16 protein-coding genes are annotated in these 15,373 nt (G+C 66.6%); 12 read left to right on the top strand and 4 right to left on the bottom strand.

The genetic code is table 11. The features are described from left to right. Together IBJ82_RS11835 and IBJ82_RS11840 are read right to left on the bottom strand one after the other, a co-directional pair. Positions 1-588, bottom strand: a complete 588-nt coding sequence (locus IBJ82_RS11835; RefSeq protein ID WP_194825920.1) for a GNAT family N-acetyltransferase — start codon at positions 586-588, stop codon at positions 1-3. Continuing rightward, entirely contained in the window at positions 585-1,394 is an 810-nt protein-coding gene (locus IBJ82_RS11840; protein ID WP_228536852.1) for a GntR family transcriptional regulator, read from the bottom strand. The genes IBJ82_RS11835 and IBJ82_RS11840 overlap by 4 nt, the downstream gene beginning before the upstream one ends. 281 nt (positions 1,395-1,675) lie before the next feature. Here IBJ82_RS11840 and IBJ82_RS11845 point away from each other — a divergent pair, with 281 nt between their 5' ends. Beyond that, positions 1,676-2,068, top strand: a complete 393-nt coding sequence (locus IBJ82_RS11845) for a DUF4254 domain-containing protein (RefSeq protein ID WP_194825922.1) — start codon at positions 1,676-1,678, stop codon at positions 2,066-2,068. Between the two features lie 28 nt (positions 2,069-2,096). On the opposite strand, the gene IBJ82_RS35330 is transcribed toward IBJ82_RS11845, so the two are convergent. After that, the gene (locus IBJ82_RS35330; protein ID WP_370585275.1) at positions 2,097-5,255 is read right to left on the bottom strand and encodes an AAA family ATPase; all 3,159 of its coding nucleotides are present in this window, start codon (positions 5,253-5,255) and stop codon (positions 2,097-2,099) included. Positions 5,256-5,575: 320 nt separating this feature from the next. Here IBJ82_RS35330 and infA point away from each other — a divergent pair, with 320 nt between their 5' ends. The 11 genes from infA to IBJ82_RS11905 all read left to right on the top strand — a co-directional run bounded on the left by infA (position 5,576) and on the right by IBJ82_RS11905 (position 13,938). Continuing rightward, complete coding sequence (gene infA, locus IBJ82_RS11855) at positions 5,576-5,797, top strand: translation initiation factor IF-1 (RefSeq protein WP_003418601.1); 222 nt, start codon at positions 5,576-5,578, stop codon at positions 5,795-5,797. Between the two features lie 145 nt (positions 5,798-5,942). Then, a complete protein-coding gene (rpmJ, locus tag IBJ82_RS11860; protein WP_056818299.1) occupies positions 5,943-6,056 on the top strand; it encodes a 50S ribosomal protein L36 in 114 nt (37 codons plus the stop codon). Positions 6,057-6,237: 181 nt separating this feature from the next. Continuing rightward, positions 6,238-6,609, top strand: a complete 372-nt coding sequence (gene rpsM, locus IBJ82_RS11865) for a 30S ribosomal protein S13 (protein ID WP_194825923.1) — start codon at positions 6,238-6,240, stop codon at positions 6,607-6,609. A gap of 9 nt (positions 6,610-6,618) precedes the next feature. Next, positions 6,619-7,032 (top strand): 30S ribosomal protein S11, encoded by a 414-nt coding sequence (gene rpsK / locus IBJ82_RS11870; RefSeq protein ID WP_019045110.1) that lies wholly within the window; start codon positions 6,619-6,621, stop codon positions 7,030-7,032. A gap of 24 nt (positions 7,033-7,056) precedes the next feature. After that, the gene (rpsD, locus tag IBJ82_RS11875; RefSeq protein ID WP_067448178.1) at positions 7,057-7,662 is read left to right on the top strand and encodes a 30S ribosomal protein S4; all 606 of its coding nucleotides are present in this window, start codon (positions 7,057-7,059) and stop codon (positions 7,660-7,662) included. Positions 7,663-7,753: 91 nt separating this feature from the next. Then, complete coding sequence (locus tag IBJ82_RS11880; protein WP_056818293.1) at positions 7,754-8,812, top strand: DNA-directed RNA polymerase subunit alpha; 1,059 nt, start codon at positions 7,754-7,756, stop codon at positions 8,810-8,812. 21 nt (positions 8,813-8,833) lie between these two features. Further along, the gene (rplQ, locus tag IBJ82_RS11885) at positions 8,834-9,349 is read left to right on the top strand and encodes a 50S ribosomal protein L17 (protein ID WP_194825924.1); all 516 of its coding nucleotides are present in this window, start codon (positions 8,834-8,836) and stop codon (positions 9,347-9,349) included. Between the two features lie 82 nt (positions 9,350-9,431). Beyond that, entirely contained in the window at positions 9,432-10,253 is an 822-nt protein-coding gene (gene truA, locus IBJ82_RS11890; RefSeq protein ID WP_194825925.1) for a tRNA pseudouridine(38-40) synthase TruA, read from the top strand. A 305-nt stretch (positions 10,254-10,558) separates the two neighbouring features. Then, the gene (locus tag IBJ82_RS11895) at positions 10,559-11,551 is read left to right on the top strand and encodes a helix-turn-helix domain-containing protein (protein ID WP_194825926.1); all 993 of its coding nucleotides are present in this window, start codon (positions 10,559-10,561) and stop codon (positions 11,549-11,551) included. Positions 11,552-11,781: 230 nt separating this feature from the next. Then, positions 11,782-12,732, top strand: a complete 951-nt coding sequence (locus IBJ82_RS11900) for a helix-turn-helix domain-containing protein (protein WP_194825927.1) — start codon at positions 11,782-11,784, stop codon at positions 12,730-12,732. Between the two features lie 255 nt (positions 12,733-12,987). Continuing rightward, positions 12,988-13,938 carry a nitrilase-related carbon-nitrogen hydrolase gene (locus IBJ82_RS11905; RefSeq protein WP_194825928.1) on the top strand — a complete coding sequence of 317 codons (951 nt, stop codon included), beginning with the start codon at positions 12,988-12,990 and terminating at the stop codon, positions 13,936-13,938. Between the two features lie 13 nt (positions 13,939-13,951). On the opposite strand, the gene IBJ82_RS11910 is transcribed toward IBJ82_RS11905, so the two are convergent. Beyond that, positions 13,952-15,328, bottom strand: coding sequence for an ATP-binding protein (locus tag IBJ82_RS11910; RefSeq protein WP_194825929.1), 1,377 nt, complete (start codon positions 15,326-15,328; stop codon positions 13,952-13,954). Positions 15,329-15,373 lie beyond the last annotated feature (45 nt).

Below are 15,373 nucleotides of genomic sequence, written 5' to 3' on the forward strand. Positions count from 1 at the left end.
TCAGTCCCGGACCGAAGCCGCCGAGAATCTCCGCTGTGCGGTGAACCTCGGCGGCAGTCGCGACGGCCAGGTGCGGGTCTGCCGCTCGAACAGGGCCTTCGACGGACCGGCGGCCGCCGGACCCGCGGTCCGCGTCAGTGCGAAGCCCGCGCGGCGGTAATAGTTGTGGAGTGCGGTGTTGGTCGTCCACGCGTCCAAGCGGACCCACGGCCGGTGTTCACAGTCTGCGAGGTGTGCCGCGTGGGCCAACATATGATCGCCCACCCGCAGACCCGCGAACCGCAGATCGACGATCATGAAATGCACGATCACCGACTCCGCCAACTCCCACGCCGACCACAGACCGGGATCGGCCCGATGATTGACCGTGATCGTCCCCGCGGACTCGCCGTCCACCTCCGCGATCCACGTCTCACCCTGATCCAGCGCCCGCCCGACCGCCCCGGCGAAGATCTCGATCGGCCGTCCGCGTCCCGCCACCGTCCACTGATCCGACCCGCGTGCGGTCAGCCACGACGTGCGCTGCACGCGCAGGCGGCAGATCAGCGGCAGGTCGCCCAGGGTTGCCGGGCGCAGGCGCACCGTCATGGCAGCGCGACGGCCAACCGGGGTGCGATGCCGAGGGTGCGGGCGATGATGTCGGTGCCCGTGGTGTCGCCGAGCTGGTAGGCCAGCTGATTGCGGCCCGCCAGGGAGCGGTGTCGGGTGGCGCGGGTGACGCGTTCGTGGTTGGCGCCGATGCGCAGGTGGTCGAGCAGGACGGTGCCGGTGGCTACGCCGAGGACCGCCGCCTCCTCGGCGGTGGCGGCGCGGGCCAGCAGGGTGTCACGGTGGGCGGTCTCGCTGTAGCCGCGGTCGGCCAGGCGGCGGGTGGTGCCCTCGGGGATGTCGTGGGGGGAGTCGATGCCCGCGGCTTCGGCGAGGTCGCGGGGGTAGAAGCTCACCTCCCACGACCACGGTTCGTTGTCGAGGTACTGCACCACCGTGCGGGCCAGTACCCAGGAGTCGGCGGCCAGGCCGAGCCAGCGCGCGACTTCGGTGTCCGCGGGTTCCATCCTGGTGCTGAACTGCTTGGACGGGACGCGGTTGGCCGCGCGCGCGATCTCTTCGAAGATGTCGTGCGACGACTGGGGCCGATCGCGACGGATGTGGTCGGTGACCACCGATTCCAGTACTTCCTGGTTTCGCACGATAGTGCCGCGGGAAGTCGCTGTGTAGACCAGATTTTCAGCGACCAGCACCTGAATCGCATTGCGTGAGGTGGTGATCGAGACCTGCATCTGATCGGCGAGCTCGGAGTGGCTGGGTAACCGGTCGCCCGGTTTCCATGTGCCCGCGCGGATCTCCTCACGGAGGAGGTTCGCGATCCGGAGATAGGTCGGACCGTCCGCCATCATGCTCCTCGGTAGGTCGTGCAGGTAACGAAGTGTACTCGTATCGGTTACCTACGGCCGAGTAATGCTTGACAGAAAGCTTGCGAGGTTTATTGTAATGAACGTCCTGATCCGGTGCTCTGCGGCGATGACGGCGAGGCAACGTGGCTGGTTCGGAGAGTTCAACAGTTGTAATGGCTTTCCCCGACACCGTGCGGAGTGTCGATACCGCCGGGCTCCCGGCAGCTACCGGTCCGTTACCCCTCTCGGACATTCTCGTCCGGGCGTGTCGCGGACATCGGGTGGTCGGTGGACCGCTGCTGTGGTTCGCGCGTGACCTGGCCGTGCTGCACGAGAAACGCGTCGTCGGGCGCGGGGGACGGGTCGACACCGATCCGGTGGTCCTACGCGAAATAGACTGTCGCCGTAGCGAACTGGTGCTGGCGATCGACGACTGGGTGCTGCGAGGAGTGCCGCAGCATCGTCTCGGCGCGTCGCTGCACACCGAGACCGTCGGCGCGGTCATCGACCGCATGGCCGAGGCTTCCGTGCGAGCACATCATGCCCTCATGACGTTGGCCGCCAACGACGAGATGCTGCACTGCGCGTGGCACCACCTGGCCGAACTGGCCGATGCCTACGACGATCTGGTGCGCGACGTGCTGTCCGGGCGCAGGCGGCTGCCGGAGTGGTGACCTGACGCTGCGTGGTTCGTCGTGCGCGTCAGCCGAGGCGGTGGTGGTGAACGCTGAACTCGTCGGCCACCGTCGCCGCCAATTCGACATAGGCGCGCTTGGTGGTCTTGTGCAGGCGGTGCAGGTCGATTTCGGCGCCCTCGGAGAGGTGCTCGTCGAAGGGGATGATGTGGACGGCGCGGCAGCGGGAGAGGAAGTACTGGCGCAGCTGCTGGACGCCGACGTTGGGTGAGCCCTCACGCGGCAGGTTGATGACGACGACGGCGTTGCGGACCAGGTGGTCGTGGCCGTGCAGCGACAGCCAGTCCAGGGTCGCGGCCGCGCTGCGGGCGCCGTCGATGGCGGCCGAGGAGATCAGCACGAGCGAGTTGGCGAGGTCGAGGACGCCGCTCATCGCCGAGTGCATCAAGCCGGTGCCGCAGTCGGTGAGGATGATGTTGTAAAAGCGCTGCAGGATGCGGGCTACGGCCCGGTATTCCTCATCGTTGAACGCTTCCGACGCGGCCGGATCACGCTCGCTGGCAAGAACTTCCAGGCGGCTGGAGCCCTGGGAGGTGTGCCTGCGAACGTCGGAGTAGCGCTGGATCGCCGGGTCGAGCAGCAGGTCGCGCACCGTCGAGCGAGTCTGGATGGCCACGCGCTGCGACAGGGTGCCGAAGTCGGGGTTGGCGTCGACGGCGATGACTCGATCGCCGCGGATCGAGGCGAAGATCGAGCCGATTCCGGTGGTGGTGGTCGTCTTGCCGACGCCACCCTTCAGCGAGAGGACCGCGATTCGGTAGTCGCCGCGCACGGGTTGGCGGATACGGGCCACGAGCTCCTGCAGACGCAGTTCCTCCGCGGACATACCGGGGTTGATCGCACCGCCGGACGCGTGGTGCACGGCCTTGCGCCAACCGCTGCCGGGGGCCTTCTTCGCGCGCTTGACCGGGACGTCGTCGAGCGAGGGCTGGTAGCCCTGTGGCTGTGCGCCCCAACCGGGTTGGCCGTAGGGCGGTTGCTGGCCCTGCTGGTAGTTGCCCGGCTGCTGGTACTGCGGCGGGGCCGCGTTGGGCTGCTGGTACTGCTGCGCCGGGGTGCCGTCGGGCTGGTACTGGGGGCCGTTGGGCTGGTTGTACTGCTGGGCCGGCGTGCCGTCGGGGTGGAACTGCTGGGCAGGGCCGTTGGGCTGCTGCTGGTACGGCGCGGGAGTGCCGTCGGGCTGGTACTGCGGTGCCGGGAACTGTTGCTGCGCACCCTGATTCGGCTGTTGATACTGCTGTGCGGGAGCCGCTTCGGGTCGATACTGCGGTGTCGCACCGTCGGGTCGCTGGGCGACGCCATCGGGTCCGTACGTGGGCAGACCATCGGGCTGCTGGTGCTGGGCCGGGGTGCCGTCGGGGCGGGGATACGGCGACGCGGTGTCGGCCGCTTGCACGAATTCACCCGAGCGATAACCGGTTTGCGCACCGCTCTGTCGGTTCGGCTGCCCGTGCTCGGCACTCGGCACACGATTCTGCAGCCGGGGATCATCGGACCGGATGACCTCGGTCCGTCCATCCGGCGCATGCGTCGGCACGGCAGGCGTGGGATCGCCGGGCACAGAGTTGTATTGCGTCGGAGGATAGGTCGTGGGCCGCGCGTTCTCGCCCGTCGCATACGGCGACCGCTGCTCGGTACCCGTCGGCCGTTGCGGAGCCACGGATTCGCCGGAGCTGTAGGGCGACCCGTGCTGTGGTGCGGATTCGCCCGTGGGGTGCGGGGATCGGGCATCCGGATGCCCGGCTTCCGAGGAGGCTTCGGGCGTCGAGGTCGGCGGTGTCTGCGCTACGTGGTGCTGCGGTGCGGATTCGCTGGTGGTCTGCGCGATTTCCGACTGCGGTTCGGCCACGCTCGGCTGCGCGGCGCTGTCGGCGACGACAGTGGTGTTCGCGGGTGCTTGCTCGTCGGGCATCGACCATCCGGTCGAGTGTTGCGCACCGGTCGTCTGCGATTCAGCCGACTCTGTGGAGGGAGTCGGTGTTGTCGCCGTGGATGATTCGGGCACTTCGGTGGCGGCCTGGCGAGGCGGTGTGGCCTGCTCGGCCGCATTGCGCGCGGAGGTTGCGGTGGGCTGCCCGCTCTCTTCACTGAGCGTCGCCGGTGGGGAGGTGGCGGGGCCTGCCTGCGCGACTTCCCGGTCAGCGGTGACCGGCTGCGATTCGGCGGCGGTCGGCTGCGGCGGGGCGGTCAGGCGTGGTGGGGCCTGGGTCTGCCGAGCGGGCGGGTCGGGCAGGGGAGGGGGCGGTGGGAGGTCGGGCCGCTGCTGGTTCGGGCCCAGCGGGGTGAAGCCGGTCGACGGTGGTGCCGGCGTACGCGTCGGGAGTGCGTTCGCGGCGTGATCCGACGCGTCGGTGGTCGGTGTGGCTGTTGCCGGGCCTGCGTGAGCATGCCCGCTGGTGGGCGACGGCGCGGGCGGGATCGGCGGGTGCGCGCCGGCGGAAGACGGCGCGGGATCCGTCGGTGGCTGACCCGTCTGCCACGGGGCCGGGCTGGGCGTCGACGCCTGGCCGACGGCCCACGGCGCCGGATCCGCTGCCGACGGACCAGGGGCGGACGACGGACCATGGGCGTCAGGCCGCGGCGCTGGAGCGATCGATGATTGCGGTGCGCTGGTCGGCGCCGTCAGGCGGTCCGGGGCGGCCTGCCTGCTCGGCTGCTCGGGCACAGCCTGCTGGTTGGGCTGCTGGTACTGCCCCGCCTGCTGATGCGGGGTCGGCTGCTGAAACGCGGCCTGACCCTGGGGTGGCTGCTGCTCACCGGGATAGTCGCGCCCCGGCTGCTGGTGTGGAGGCTGGTCGTAGGTGGGCTGCTGACGCGGCTGCAGGTGTGACGGGCCGGGGATCAGTGGGTTCGCCGGCGGCTGCGCGGACCAGCCGGACTGGTGGGTCGGCTCGGCCGGGCGTCGCTGGTCGACGGGTTCGGCCGGCCGCGCGGAGGGCTGGGCGGGGGCTTCTTCCTCGGATTCGCGGTCCTTGCGGCGGCGCCTGCCCTTGTCCTTACGCGGGGCATCGTCACCGCGGCTCATGAAGCGGCGGCGTTTGGGCGCCTCGTCGATCTCGTCGTCCTGGGGCAGGTTCTCGACCGGAGCCTCGTACCCGACCTGCGTGACGTCGCTTTCCGACAGCCACGGCGGCAGCATGGGGAGGCTGTCGTTGTTGCGGCTCACCGGCACGCCTCGCTCACCAGGGTCCCCCGATCTGATCGACCCACTTCTCCGACGTCGGTGAGTTTACGCGACAACCCCGGCGCGGTGGTGGCCGCCTCATGGCTCCGGATCGGCCCGTTGATAGCTCAGCGCGAGGCCCGGTCGAGGTGTACGGTTCGGGGCACTTTTGCCTCTGGCCGCCCGGCCCGGTAAGCTTGAGCGGCGGTGCACCTATGCGCCGACTGTTCGCATGCATGTCGACCGTTCGTCGTCGGCCCTTGCGAGTGAGCAGCACGAGGTAATTCAAACTCAGGTTGAGCGTAACCGGGATCGCGGAGGATATGGCGAAGAAAGACGGGGCCATCGAGGTCGAGGGTCGAGTTGTCGAGCCGCTGCCCAATGCGATGTTCCGGATCGAGCTCGAGAACGGTCACAAGGTTCTCGCGCACATCAGCGGAAAGATGCGGCAGCACTACATTCGTATCCTTCCGGAGGACCGCGTGGTCGTCGAGCTGTCGCCGTACGACCTCTCACGCGGCCGGATTGTCTACCGCTACAAGTGATGCCTGACGGCGTCGCGAGCCCTACCGGCGCGCGGCGTCGCACCGCGTCCCGGCAACGGGACGCACACCAGACTTCCCCAGTCTTCTGGCTGGGGAAAAACTGTGTTCACACCACCTGTGTGGACCAATAGAAGATTGGACTGACGTGAAGGTTAATCCGAGCGTCAAGAAGATCTGCGAGAAGTGCAAGGTGATCCGCCGTCACGGTCGGGTCATGGTGATCTGCGACAACCTGCGCCACAAGCAGCGTCAGGGCTGATTCAGCCTCACCACCGGGCACCGATCGTCTGATCGGACTGACCGAAAGAAGCACTCCCAGTTCCAGCGCGTACGTACGTGTGCGCGCCATCCACCGGCACGGAGGCCGGTGCCCCCACCAATGTGGAAGACGGGGGGACGGACTGGGAGCAGACCTCCGCAACCATTAAGGAACCTGCCACATGGCACGTCTGATGGGCGTTGATCTCCCGCGCGAAAAGCGCATGGAGATCGCGCTGACCTACATTTTCGGAATCGGGCGCACCCGCGCCACCCAGATCCTGGCCGAGACGGGCGTCAGCCCGGACCTGCGCTCCAAGGATCTCAGCGACGACGACCTGTCGAAGCTCCGCGACTTCATCGAAGGCACGGACTACAAGGTCGAAGGTGACCTGCGCCGCGAGGTTCAGGCCGATATTCGTCGCAAGATCGAGATCGGCTGCTACCAGGGCATCCGCCACCGTCGTGGCCTGCCTGTTCGTGGTCAGCGCACCAAGACCAACGCGCGTACGCGCAAGGGTCCGAAGAAGACCGTCGCCGGCAAGAAGAAGTAGGGATAGCGTATGCCTCCGAAGAGCCGGGCCGCTGGCCCGAAGAAGACTCAGAAGTCGCGTCGCCGGGATAAGAAGAACATCCCGCACGGCCACGCGCACATCAAGAGCACGTTCAACAACACCATCGTCTCGATCACCGACCCCGAGGGCAATGTCATCTCGTGGGCGTCGTCGGGTCACGTCGGTTTCAAGGGTTCGCGTAAGAGCACCCCGTTCGCCGCGCAGCTCGCTGCCGAGAACGCTGCCCGCAAGGCGCAGGAGAACGGCGTCAAGAAGGTCGACGTGTTCGTGAAGGGCCCGGGTTCGGGCCGCGAGACCGCGATCCGTTCGCTGCAGGCCGCAGGCCTGGAAGTGGGCTCGATCTCCGATGTCACTCCGCAGCCGCACAACGGCTGCCGTCCGCCCAAGCGGCGTCGCGTCTAATAGCGGGAAAGGAAAAAGCTCAAAATGGCACGTTATACAGGCCCCATCACCCGCAAGTCGCGTCGTCTGCGCGTCGACCTCGTCGGAGGCGACCAGGCGTTCGAGCGTCGTCCTTACCCGCCCGGCCAGCACGGCCGCGCGCGGATCAAGGAATCCGAGTACCTCATGCAGCTGCAGGAGAAGCAGAAGGCTCGCTTCTCGTACGGCGTCATGGAGAAGCAGTTCCGTCGTTACTACGAAGAGGCCAACCGCCTCAAGGGTAAGACCGGCGACAACCTGCTCCGTCTGCTCGAGGCTCGTCTGGACAACGTCGTGTACCGCGCCGGTCTGGCTCGTACCCGTCGTCAGGCCCGTCAGCTGGTCAGCCACGGTCACTTCATCGTCAACGGTGTCAAGGTGAACGTCCCCAGCTACCAGGTCTCCCAGTACGACATCATCGATGTCAAGGAGAAGTCGCTCCCGACGCTGCCGTTCCAGGTGGCTCGCGAGACCGTCGGCGACCGTCCGGTTCCCGGTTGGCTGCAGGTCGTCCCCGGCCGCCTGCGCATCCTGGTGCACCAGCTGCCCGAGCGCGCGCAGATCGATGTGCCGCTGCAGGAACAGCTCATCGTCGAGTACTACTCGAAGTAAGCGCTTTTGGTGGGGGCTGCTCACACAGCGGCCCCCGCAATCACTGACGAGGCATCAAATAGCGGATGCCCTGAACAGGAAGTAGATCCTCATGCTGATTTCCCAGCGTCCGACACTGACCGAAGAGGTTGTGGCGGAGAACCGCTCGAAGTTCACCATCGAACCCCTCGAGCCGGGCTTCGGTTACACCCTCGGCAACTCGCTGCGTCGTACCCTGCTGTCCTCCATCCCGGGGGCCGCGGTCACGAGCATCCGCATCGACGGCGTCCTGCACGAGTTCACCACCGTCCCCGGCGTGAAGGAAGATGTCACCGACATCATCCTGAACCTCAAGGGTCTGGTCGTGTCCTCCGAAGAGGACGAGCCGGTCACCATGTACGTGCGTAAGCAGGGCCCGGGCACCGTCACCGCCGGTGACATCGTCCCGCCCGCCGGCGTCATCGTGCACAACCCGGACATGCACATCGCCACCCTGAACGACAAGGGCAAGCTCGAGATCGAGCTCGTCGTCGAGCGGGGTCGCGGTTACGTGCCCGCCGTGCAGAACAAGGCGACCGGCGCGGAAATCGGCCGGATCCCGGTGGATTCGATCTACTCCCCGGTGCTCAAGGTGACCTACAAGGTCGAGGCCACCCGTGTCGAGCAGCGCACCGACTTCGACCGTCTCATCCTCGACGTGGAGACCAAGAACTCCATCACGGCCCGGGACGCGCTCGCTTCGGCGGGTAAGACCCTGGTCGAGCTCTTCGGCCTGGCCCGTGAGCTCAACGTCGAAGCCGAGGGCATCGAGATCGGCCCCAGCCCGGCCGAGGCAGATCACATCGCCTCGTTCGGTCTGCCGATCGAGGACCTGGACCTCACCGTCCGGTCCTACAACTGCCTCAAGCGCGAGGGTGTGCACACGGTGGGTGAGCTCGTTGCCCGCACCGAGTCGGACCTGCTCGACATCCGTAACTTCGGCCAGAAGTCCATCGACGAGGTGAAGGTCAAGCTGCACACGCTCGGCCTCTCGCTCAAGGACAGCCCGGCGTCGTTCGACCCGTCCTCCGTGGTGGGTTACGACGCGAGCACCGGAACGTGGAGCGACAGCGGCACGTTCAGTGATACCGACGGCGGCGAGCAGGACTACGCCGAAACCGAACAGCTTTAATACGCCCAGGAGAAACCCACAATGCCCAAGCCCAAGAAGGGCCGCCGGTTCGGCGGCTCGGCGTCGCACCAGAAGGCGATTTTCGCCAACCTGGCCACGGCGCTTTTCGAGCACGGTCGGATCACGACCACCGAGGCCAAGGCCAAGGCGGTGCGTCCCTACGCCGAGAAGATCATCACCAAGGCGAAGGCCGGCAGCCTTGCCGACCGTCGTGAGGTCATGAAGGACATCCGCAACAAGGACGTCGTCCACGTCCTGTTCGCCGACATCGGCCCCTCGTTCGAGGGTCGCGAGGGTGGCTACACCCGCATCACCAAGACGCTGCCGCGTAAGGGTGACAACGCACCGATGGCCGTCATCGAACTCGTCCGCGAGAAGACCGTGACCAACGAGGCCGATCGGGCCCGTCGTGTCGCCGCTTCGCAGAAGACCGAAGAGGCTCCGGCCGCTGAGGTCGCCGACGAGACCGTCGCCGACGAGACCGTGGCTGATGCCCCGGCCGCCGACGAGGCCACCGAGGACAAGAAGGACGCCTGATTCTCAGGAGTTCTGCCGAGCCCGTCACCCTTCGTGGGTGGCGGGCTCGGTTCTTTTCCGTGCGCGAAATCAGGAGGATGGCATGACTCGGGTGCGGCTCGGGATCAGTTACGACGGCACCGATTTCACCGGCTGGGCACGTCAGCCGGGGTTGCGCACGGTGCAGGGTGTGCTCGAGGAGTCGCTGTCGAAGGTGTTGCGCGAGCCGCTGCAGTTGACGGTCGCCGGGCGCACCGACGCGGGCGTACACGCCGAGGGGCAGGTCGCGCACTTCGACACGGAGTCCGAATTCGACGCCGACAAGTTGCTGTACCGCATGGCCAAGTTCCTGCCCAAGGACGTGCGGATCACCGAAATCCGTACCGCTCCCGCCGAATTCGACGCCCGCTTCTCCGCGATGCGCCGCCACTACGCCTACCGGCTCACCACCGCCCCCTACGGCGCGCAGCCGTTGCAGGCGCGCGGTGTGGTGCCGTGCAAGCCCGGCGTCGACCTCGATGCCATGCGCGCCGCTTCACGAAACCTGTTGGGCCTGCACAACTTCGCCGCGTTCTGCCGCCGACGCGAGGGCGCCACCACCATCCGCGAACTCCAGCGCTTCGACTGGGAACGCGACGGCGACCTGCTCACCGCCTACGTCAGCGCCGACGCCTTCTGCTGGTCGATGGTCCGCAGCCTCGTCGGCGCCGTCCTCGCGGTCGGCGAAGGCCGCCGCACCCCCGAATGGACCAAAACCCTTCTCGCCGAAACCGAACGATCCAGCTCGGTCACGGTCGCCCCCGCCCACGGCCTGAGCCTCACAGCCGTCGACTACCCCGCCGACGCCGAGCTCGCCGCGCGCAACATCCAAACCCGGGAAACCAGAACGGTTCCGGTGCCCGACGAAGGTTGCTGTGGCGACTGATCCCTGTGTCGGTTCCCCGAATTTGTGACACTCGACAATTAGAATGGCGATTAATTATCGCTTCGACGTGATGTCGACAGCCTGAGGATTGCGCAACTCCCTTGTGGCACTGCCCGATTGCGGTGGGCCCGCGCACGCTGGGGGTGTGTTTTTCGGTGGCGGTGCTAGGTTTCTCTCGAGTGTTGGTACGGCGATAGAAATAGGTGCGGACTGTGGAAACCTCCCCGGCCTCATTCGTTGAACGGGAAGCGGTCGTATCAGATGCCTGTGTCCCGATAGTCGCAGTGAAATAGCGGAATCCAACGATGACAGCGTTCGAGGGTTTTCCTGAGATCTGCTCCACCGCGCAGATCGCCGCGTCGGATGCGTTCGAGCACTGGGAACAGTTGGTCACCCGCGCGATCACCGAAGTGTCGATCTCACCCACCGTGCCGCGCCCGTTCGAGGGACGAATCAGATCGGCCGACTTCGGTGATATCTCCGTTGGCACGGTGATTGCCGAAGGCCACGAATTGCGCCGGACGCAACGGCATATTGTCAGAGCCGACGAATTCCATGTCGTCGGTAGCGTCGTACTCGCCGGGCGCGCCCAGGTGGAGCACGCGGGAAATCGCGTCGAGCTGACGCCGGGTGCGATGATCTTCTACGACACCGCACAGCCGATTCGGTGGCGCTCCGAGGGCATGATCGAGGATCTCACCATCCGCGTGCCCCGCCAGCATGTCGTCGACTACCTGGGGGTTCGTGCCGACGTACTGCCTGCTGGGATGGTGATCGGAGACGGCGGCGTCGGGCCGATGCTAGCCAGGTTCTTCCGGCAGGTCGCCGAGTTGCACCGCGTCGATCCGGAATCCGCGGCAGTGCTCGCGAGTAGCGGGATCGACCTTCTCGGCGCTGCGGCCACGATCGCGTCGGGCGGTCGACCTGGCCGGGCCCAGATCGAGGCTGTGAACGGGCAGCAGGTGCTGGACTATCTGCGCGCCAACTTCACCGACCCAGGCTTGACGATCGAGCGGATCGCGGACGCGTGCGGGGTATCGCGGCGCACGCTCTACCGGGTGGTCGCGGAATTCGAGGGCGGGCTCGGGGGAGTGCTGCGCGGAATGCGCTTGGAGCGTGCACAGGTGTTGCTGGCGGCGCCCGATTTCCATTCGGTAGCGGCAGTGGCGACGGCGTCGGGATTCGCCACTGAGCGACAGTTCTATCGTGCGTTCCGGACGGCGACGGGCATGACACCGGGCGAATACCGAGTAATAGCTCGTTCCAGCACCCACTTCCGAGGTCCCGACCCGCCATAGGGCGCATGGTGATGTGTCTCACATGGGGGTTTCACTATGAAAGACTCGTCGTGGATATTCGCTGGAATCGGCAGTGCTAGACGACTTTTCGATGTCGACGAATCATCCCATTCGGAAACATTAGATGGAAACGGAACGGTTGATCTGGCAGGCTCGGCACTAGGCGAGCCCGATGACTGTGTGCCGCCAGGTGTTTGCTGTTCGATTCGGATAGGAAGCGAGGTGCTGCCATGCAGTTCGCGCAGTCCCATGCCGGGGTTAGCGAATCGTTCGCCGAATGGGAGTCGCTGCTCTCGGAGAGTTACGTCCCGCTGATGGTCGATCTGACCGGTGAGGACGCCTTCCACGGCCGGATCGAGCGCAGCAGCCAGCCAGGCTTTGACCTGTCGACGGTCAGCGCGAGCGCCCAGCGCATTCGCCGCACCCCGCGCGGAATCGCGAAGACCGATGGCGAATTCCTCTTGGTCTCCATCCTGACCGAAGGCTCCGGGCTGCTCTACCAAGACGATCGAGTCGCGTTGGTGCGCCCCGGTGAAATGGTCTTCTACGACACCTCGCGCCCCTATCACTGGGATCTGAGCGGTTCGTGGGCACAGGTCGTCGTGCAGACACCGCTCGAGGTTCTGCGCCAACACCTGGGTTCCGATTGTTTCCCGTTGCCGACCGCGGTGACGGTCACCGCCGACAGCGCGGGCGGGGTGGTCGCCGGCTTCTTTCGCGATTTGGCCCGCATTCAGCAGAGCGCCCCCGGTCACGCGGCCGTGCTGGCTGACAACGGGGTCAAACTGCTCGCGTCCGCGGTCCGACTGGCCTCGGGGGAAATCCCGTCGGGTGAGCCTGCGCAGGCGTTGACCCGCGAGCAGGTGCTCGCTTTCATGCGGACCCGGTGCGCCGACCCGAGTCTGACGATCGATGACATCGCGCGTGCCTGTCTGGTGTCGCGCCGAACGCTGTATCGGCTGTTCGGTGACGTGGAAGACGGGCTCAGTGCCGTGCTGCGGCGCATGCGGGTGGAATGCGCGCGCACGCTGCTGGCTCGCCACCCCGGCCGGGCGACGGCGACCATCGCGATCGCGTCCGGTTTCGCCTCCGAACGTCACTTCTTCCGTGCCTTCCGGTTGGAGACGGGGATGACTCCCGGCGAATTTCGCATGATCGCGTCGAGTGCGTTGTCCGTCTGATCAACCGTATTACCGCATGTCCGACAGCGGCTGAATTCGATCTGCCCACACCGAAAGAATGGTCAACACTTCGGTGGTCTCGGCATGCCTCATTTACGGATACGATGGGCTTCCGTTCGGCCGAGTGTATCGACCTCAATCAAAGAATTGGCACGGAGGGTCAGTCGACTGGCACGGGATGACAGTTTGTGCGGCGCCATTCTGCGAGAGAGTGAATTGAACACTCTTCACTGGGTTGAGCGACAAGGGGGCATGATGAGTCGGATACGTGTGGCGGCGGTGCAAGCCGAGCCGAAGTGGTTGAATTTGTCCGCCGGAGTCGAACAAACAATCGAATACATCGAGATGGCAGAACGCGGCGGTGCGCAACTAATCGCTTTCCCGGAGACCTTCCTGCCCGGATTCCCGTGGTGGATGTGGCTCAATTCGGTGGATTGGGGTGAGGAATTCCTGGCCAGGTACCTGGCCAACGCGATGACCGCCGACGGCCCGGAACTGCGCGCCATCGCGTATGCGGCCCGCCGCACCGGCGTTCACGTCTCGATCGGCTTCGCCGAGCGGGCCGGACGCGAGGTCTTCATGTCCCAGGCCCTGATCGATGCCGACGGCACCATCGCCGTCGCTCGCAAGGCCGAACCGACCGGGCTCGAACGCACTGTCTTCAGCGGCTCGCCGGGCGGGAGACCGCTGGTCCGTGACACTGTGCACGGCCGGATCGGGGTGCTCGGCGGCGCCGATCATCTTCGCGCCGACCTGCGCGGACAGCTGCACGATCAGCGCGAACAGATCCACGTCTCGGCGTGGTCGGGCTTCACCGTGTACTACGGCGAGGGCAAGGAATGGGGACCCGATCTCAATACCGCCGCCAGTGTCCGCTACGCGATGGATGGGTCCACCTACGTCATCGCGCCCGTCGCGGTCGTGCCCGTGGCCGGCTGGGAGGTCGTCGACGCGCGTACACCAGAGCGGCGTCTGCTCCGCGGCGGTGGCGGGGTCTCGCGGATCTTCGGACCCGGTGGGCTCGAACTCGCCGCGCCGCTGGCCGAAGGGGAGGAGGGACTGCTCTACGCTGATCTGGATCTCAGTCGTAGTGTGCGCACGACCACAGCGGCTGTGCCGCGCGCCGAGCGCTCGCAGCCTCTCCGGGTGTCGGGCGGTCGGTCCGTGCGGCGCGAGCCGGTGCGGGTCGAGCCGGTGCGGGCGTAGACGTGGTCGGTGCTCAACGCAGCGGCACCGACACATCGGCGCCCGCCTCACGGGTCAGCCGCGTGTTCACCTTGGCCAGGGTGGGCGTCGGGACGAATCCGCCCGCCAGCAACGCCTCACCCTGGCGGAACCAGGGCGCCTGGGCCAGCAGGCCGCTCGGCGCGTAGCCGAAGTAGGTGCCGAGCTCGGCGAGGTCGGCCGGTGACGTCATCTTCATCAGGGCGAGGTTGTCGCACTGGGAGATGATGCCGGGGTGCACCTTCGACGGGCGTTGTGTCGAGAGCAGTAGCCACAGCCCGAATTTGCGGCCCTCGGCGGCGATCTGGATCAATCGTTCGCGCACCGCGACCGCTACCGGCGAATCGAGCGCGGGTGAGGCGAGGTTGTGCGCCTCGTCGATCACCAGCAGGACCGGACGCCGTTCCTCGCGCCGGGCCCACAGATCGTCGAGCACCGACAGGGCGACGACGAGTTGCTGTGCGGGCGTGGAGAATCCGCCGAGATCGAGGACCGCCACATCAGGGCGCTCGGCGACGATGTCGGTGACCGCCCGATCGGTTCCGGCCCACACCTCCCAGTCGAGCAATCCCAGATTCTCCACGCGCATCGCGAGGCGGCGGCGAGCCGGGGTGTCGACGGCGCGCAGGCGGGCCAGCACATCGGCGAGCTCGCCGACCAACATCGCCGACAGATGGATCAGCTCGTTGAACTCTTCCCGATCCGCCACCGGATCCAGCTGTAGCACAGCGGCTTTCGAGGTGAGCGTCATGTCGATGAACCTCGCACGCAGCCGACCGGGCGGGTCGCCCTTCGGTCGGAGCACACGGATATCGCGTTCCCGCAGAGCGTCCGCGGTCGGGCCGGTGGCACCGGGAATCACCTCGCCGATACGCACGAAATCGGAGTTCGGATCGAAGATGACGATCGGTAGCGCGGTATGGGCGATCAGCTGTTCGAGGACGACGCCGAGGGCGTAGGTCTTGCCCGAACCGCTCTGGCCGCACCAGAAGGTGTGTCGGTTGAAGCGGGTCGGTAGCAGGCGGGCCGGACCGCCGGGCGCCGACAGGCTCACCCCCACCTCGAGTTCGGCGCCGGTGGTGTGGTGGAGCGCGGCGACGGTGTCGCGATCGGCCGCGCTGACCGCACCGCCGTCGAAGGCATGACTCGCTCTGGTGTCGACACCGTCGTCGGTGAGCTCGCCGATCAATCGGCCACGCAACCCGATGGGCGCTGTCGCCGTCCGTTCCTCGACCAGCGCGAGTTGCCTACGCCCCCCGCAACTGACCACGATCAGCGATCCGGCGGGAAAGGGGCTGGCCGCGGCGTTGTCGACGATGAACGAGCGGCCGTCCTCCGATCGAGCGGACACGACGGCGGAATCGACAGACATGGACGTGTCCTCCCGGTGGCGAATCGACGAGCATCCTGCTGGCAA

Origin of the sequence: Nocardia sp. XZ_19_231, from assembly GCF_015355705.1 — a bacterium.
GTDB lineage: Bacteria > Actinomycetota > Actinomycetes > Mycobacteriales > Mycobacteriaceae > Nocardia > Nocardia salmonicida.

Coding starts and splice junctions, on each gene's coding strand:
- IBJ82_RS11835 (WP_194825920.1), bottom strand. CDS start 588: ATGACGGTGCGCCTGCGCCCGGCAACCCTGGGCGACCTGCCGCTGATC.
- IBJ82_RS11840 (WP_228536852.1), bottom strand. CDS start 1,394: ATGGCGGACGGTCCGACCTATCTCCGGATCGCGAACCTCCTCCGTGAG.
- infA (WP_003418601.1), top strand. CDS start 5,576: ATGGCGAAGAAAGACGGGGCCATCGAGGTCGAGGGTCGAGTTGTCGAG.
- rpsM (WP_194825923.1), top strand. CDS start 6,238: ATGGCACGTCTGATGGGCGTTGATCTCCCGCGCGAAAAGCGCATGGAG.
- rpsK (WP_019045110.1), top strand. CDS start 6,619: ATGCCTCCGAAGAGCCGGGCCGCTGGCCCGAAGAAGACTCAGAAGTCG.
- rpsD (WP_067448178.1), top strand. CDS start 7,057: ATGGCACGTTATACAGGCCCCATCACCCGCAAGTCGCGTCGTCTGCGC.
- IBJ82_RS11880 (WP_056818293.1), top strand. CDS start 7,754: ATGCTGATTTCCCAGCGTCCGACACTGACCGAAGAGGTTGTGGCGGAG.
- rplQ (WP_194825924.1), top strand. CDS start 8,834: ATGCCCAAGCCCAAGAAGGGCCGCCGGTTCGGCGGCTCGGCGTCGCAC.
- truA (WP_194825925.1), top strand. CDS start 9,432: ATGACTCGGGTGCGGCTCGGGATCAGTTACGACGGCACCGATTTCACC.
- IBJ82_RS11895 (WP_194825926.1), top strand. CDS start 10,559: ATGACAGCGTTCGAGGGTTTTCCTGAGATCTGCTCCACCGCGCAGATC.
- IBJ82_RS11900 (WP_194825927.1), top strand. CDS start 11,782: ATGCAGTTCGCGCAGTCCCATGCCGGGGTTAGCGAATCGTTCGCCGAA.
- IBJ82_RS11905 (WP_194825928.1), top strand. CDS start 12,988: ATGAGTCGGATACGTGTGGCGGCGGTGCAAGCCGAGCCGAAGTGGTTG.
- IBJ82_RS11910 (WP_194825929.1), bottom strand. CDS start 15,328: ATGTCTGTCGATTCCGCCGTCGTGTCCGCTCGATCGGAGGACGGCCGC.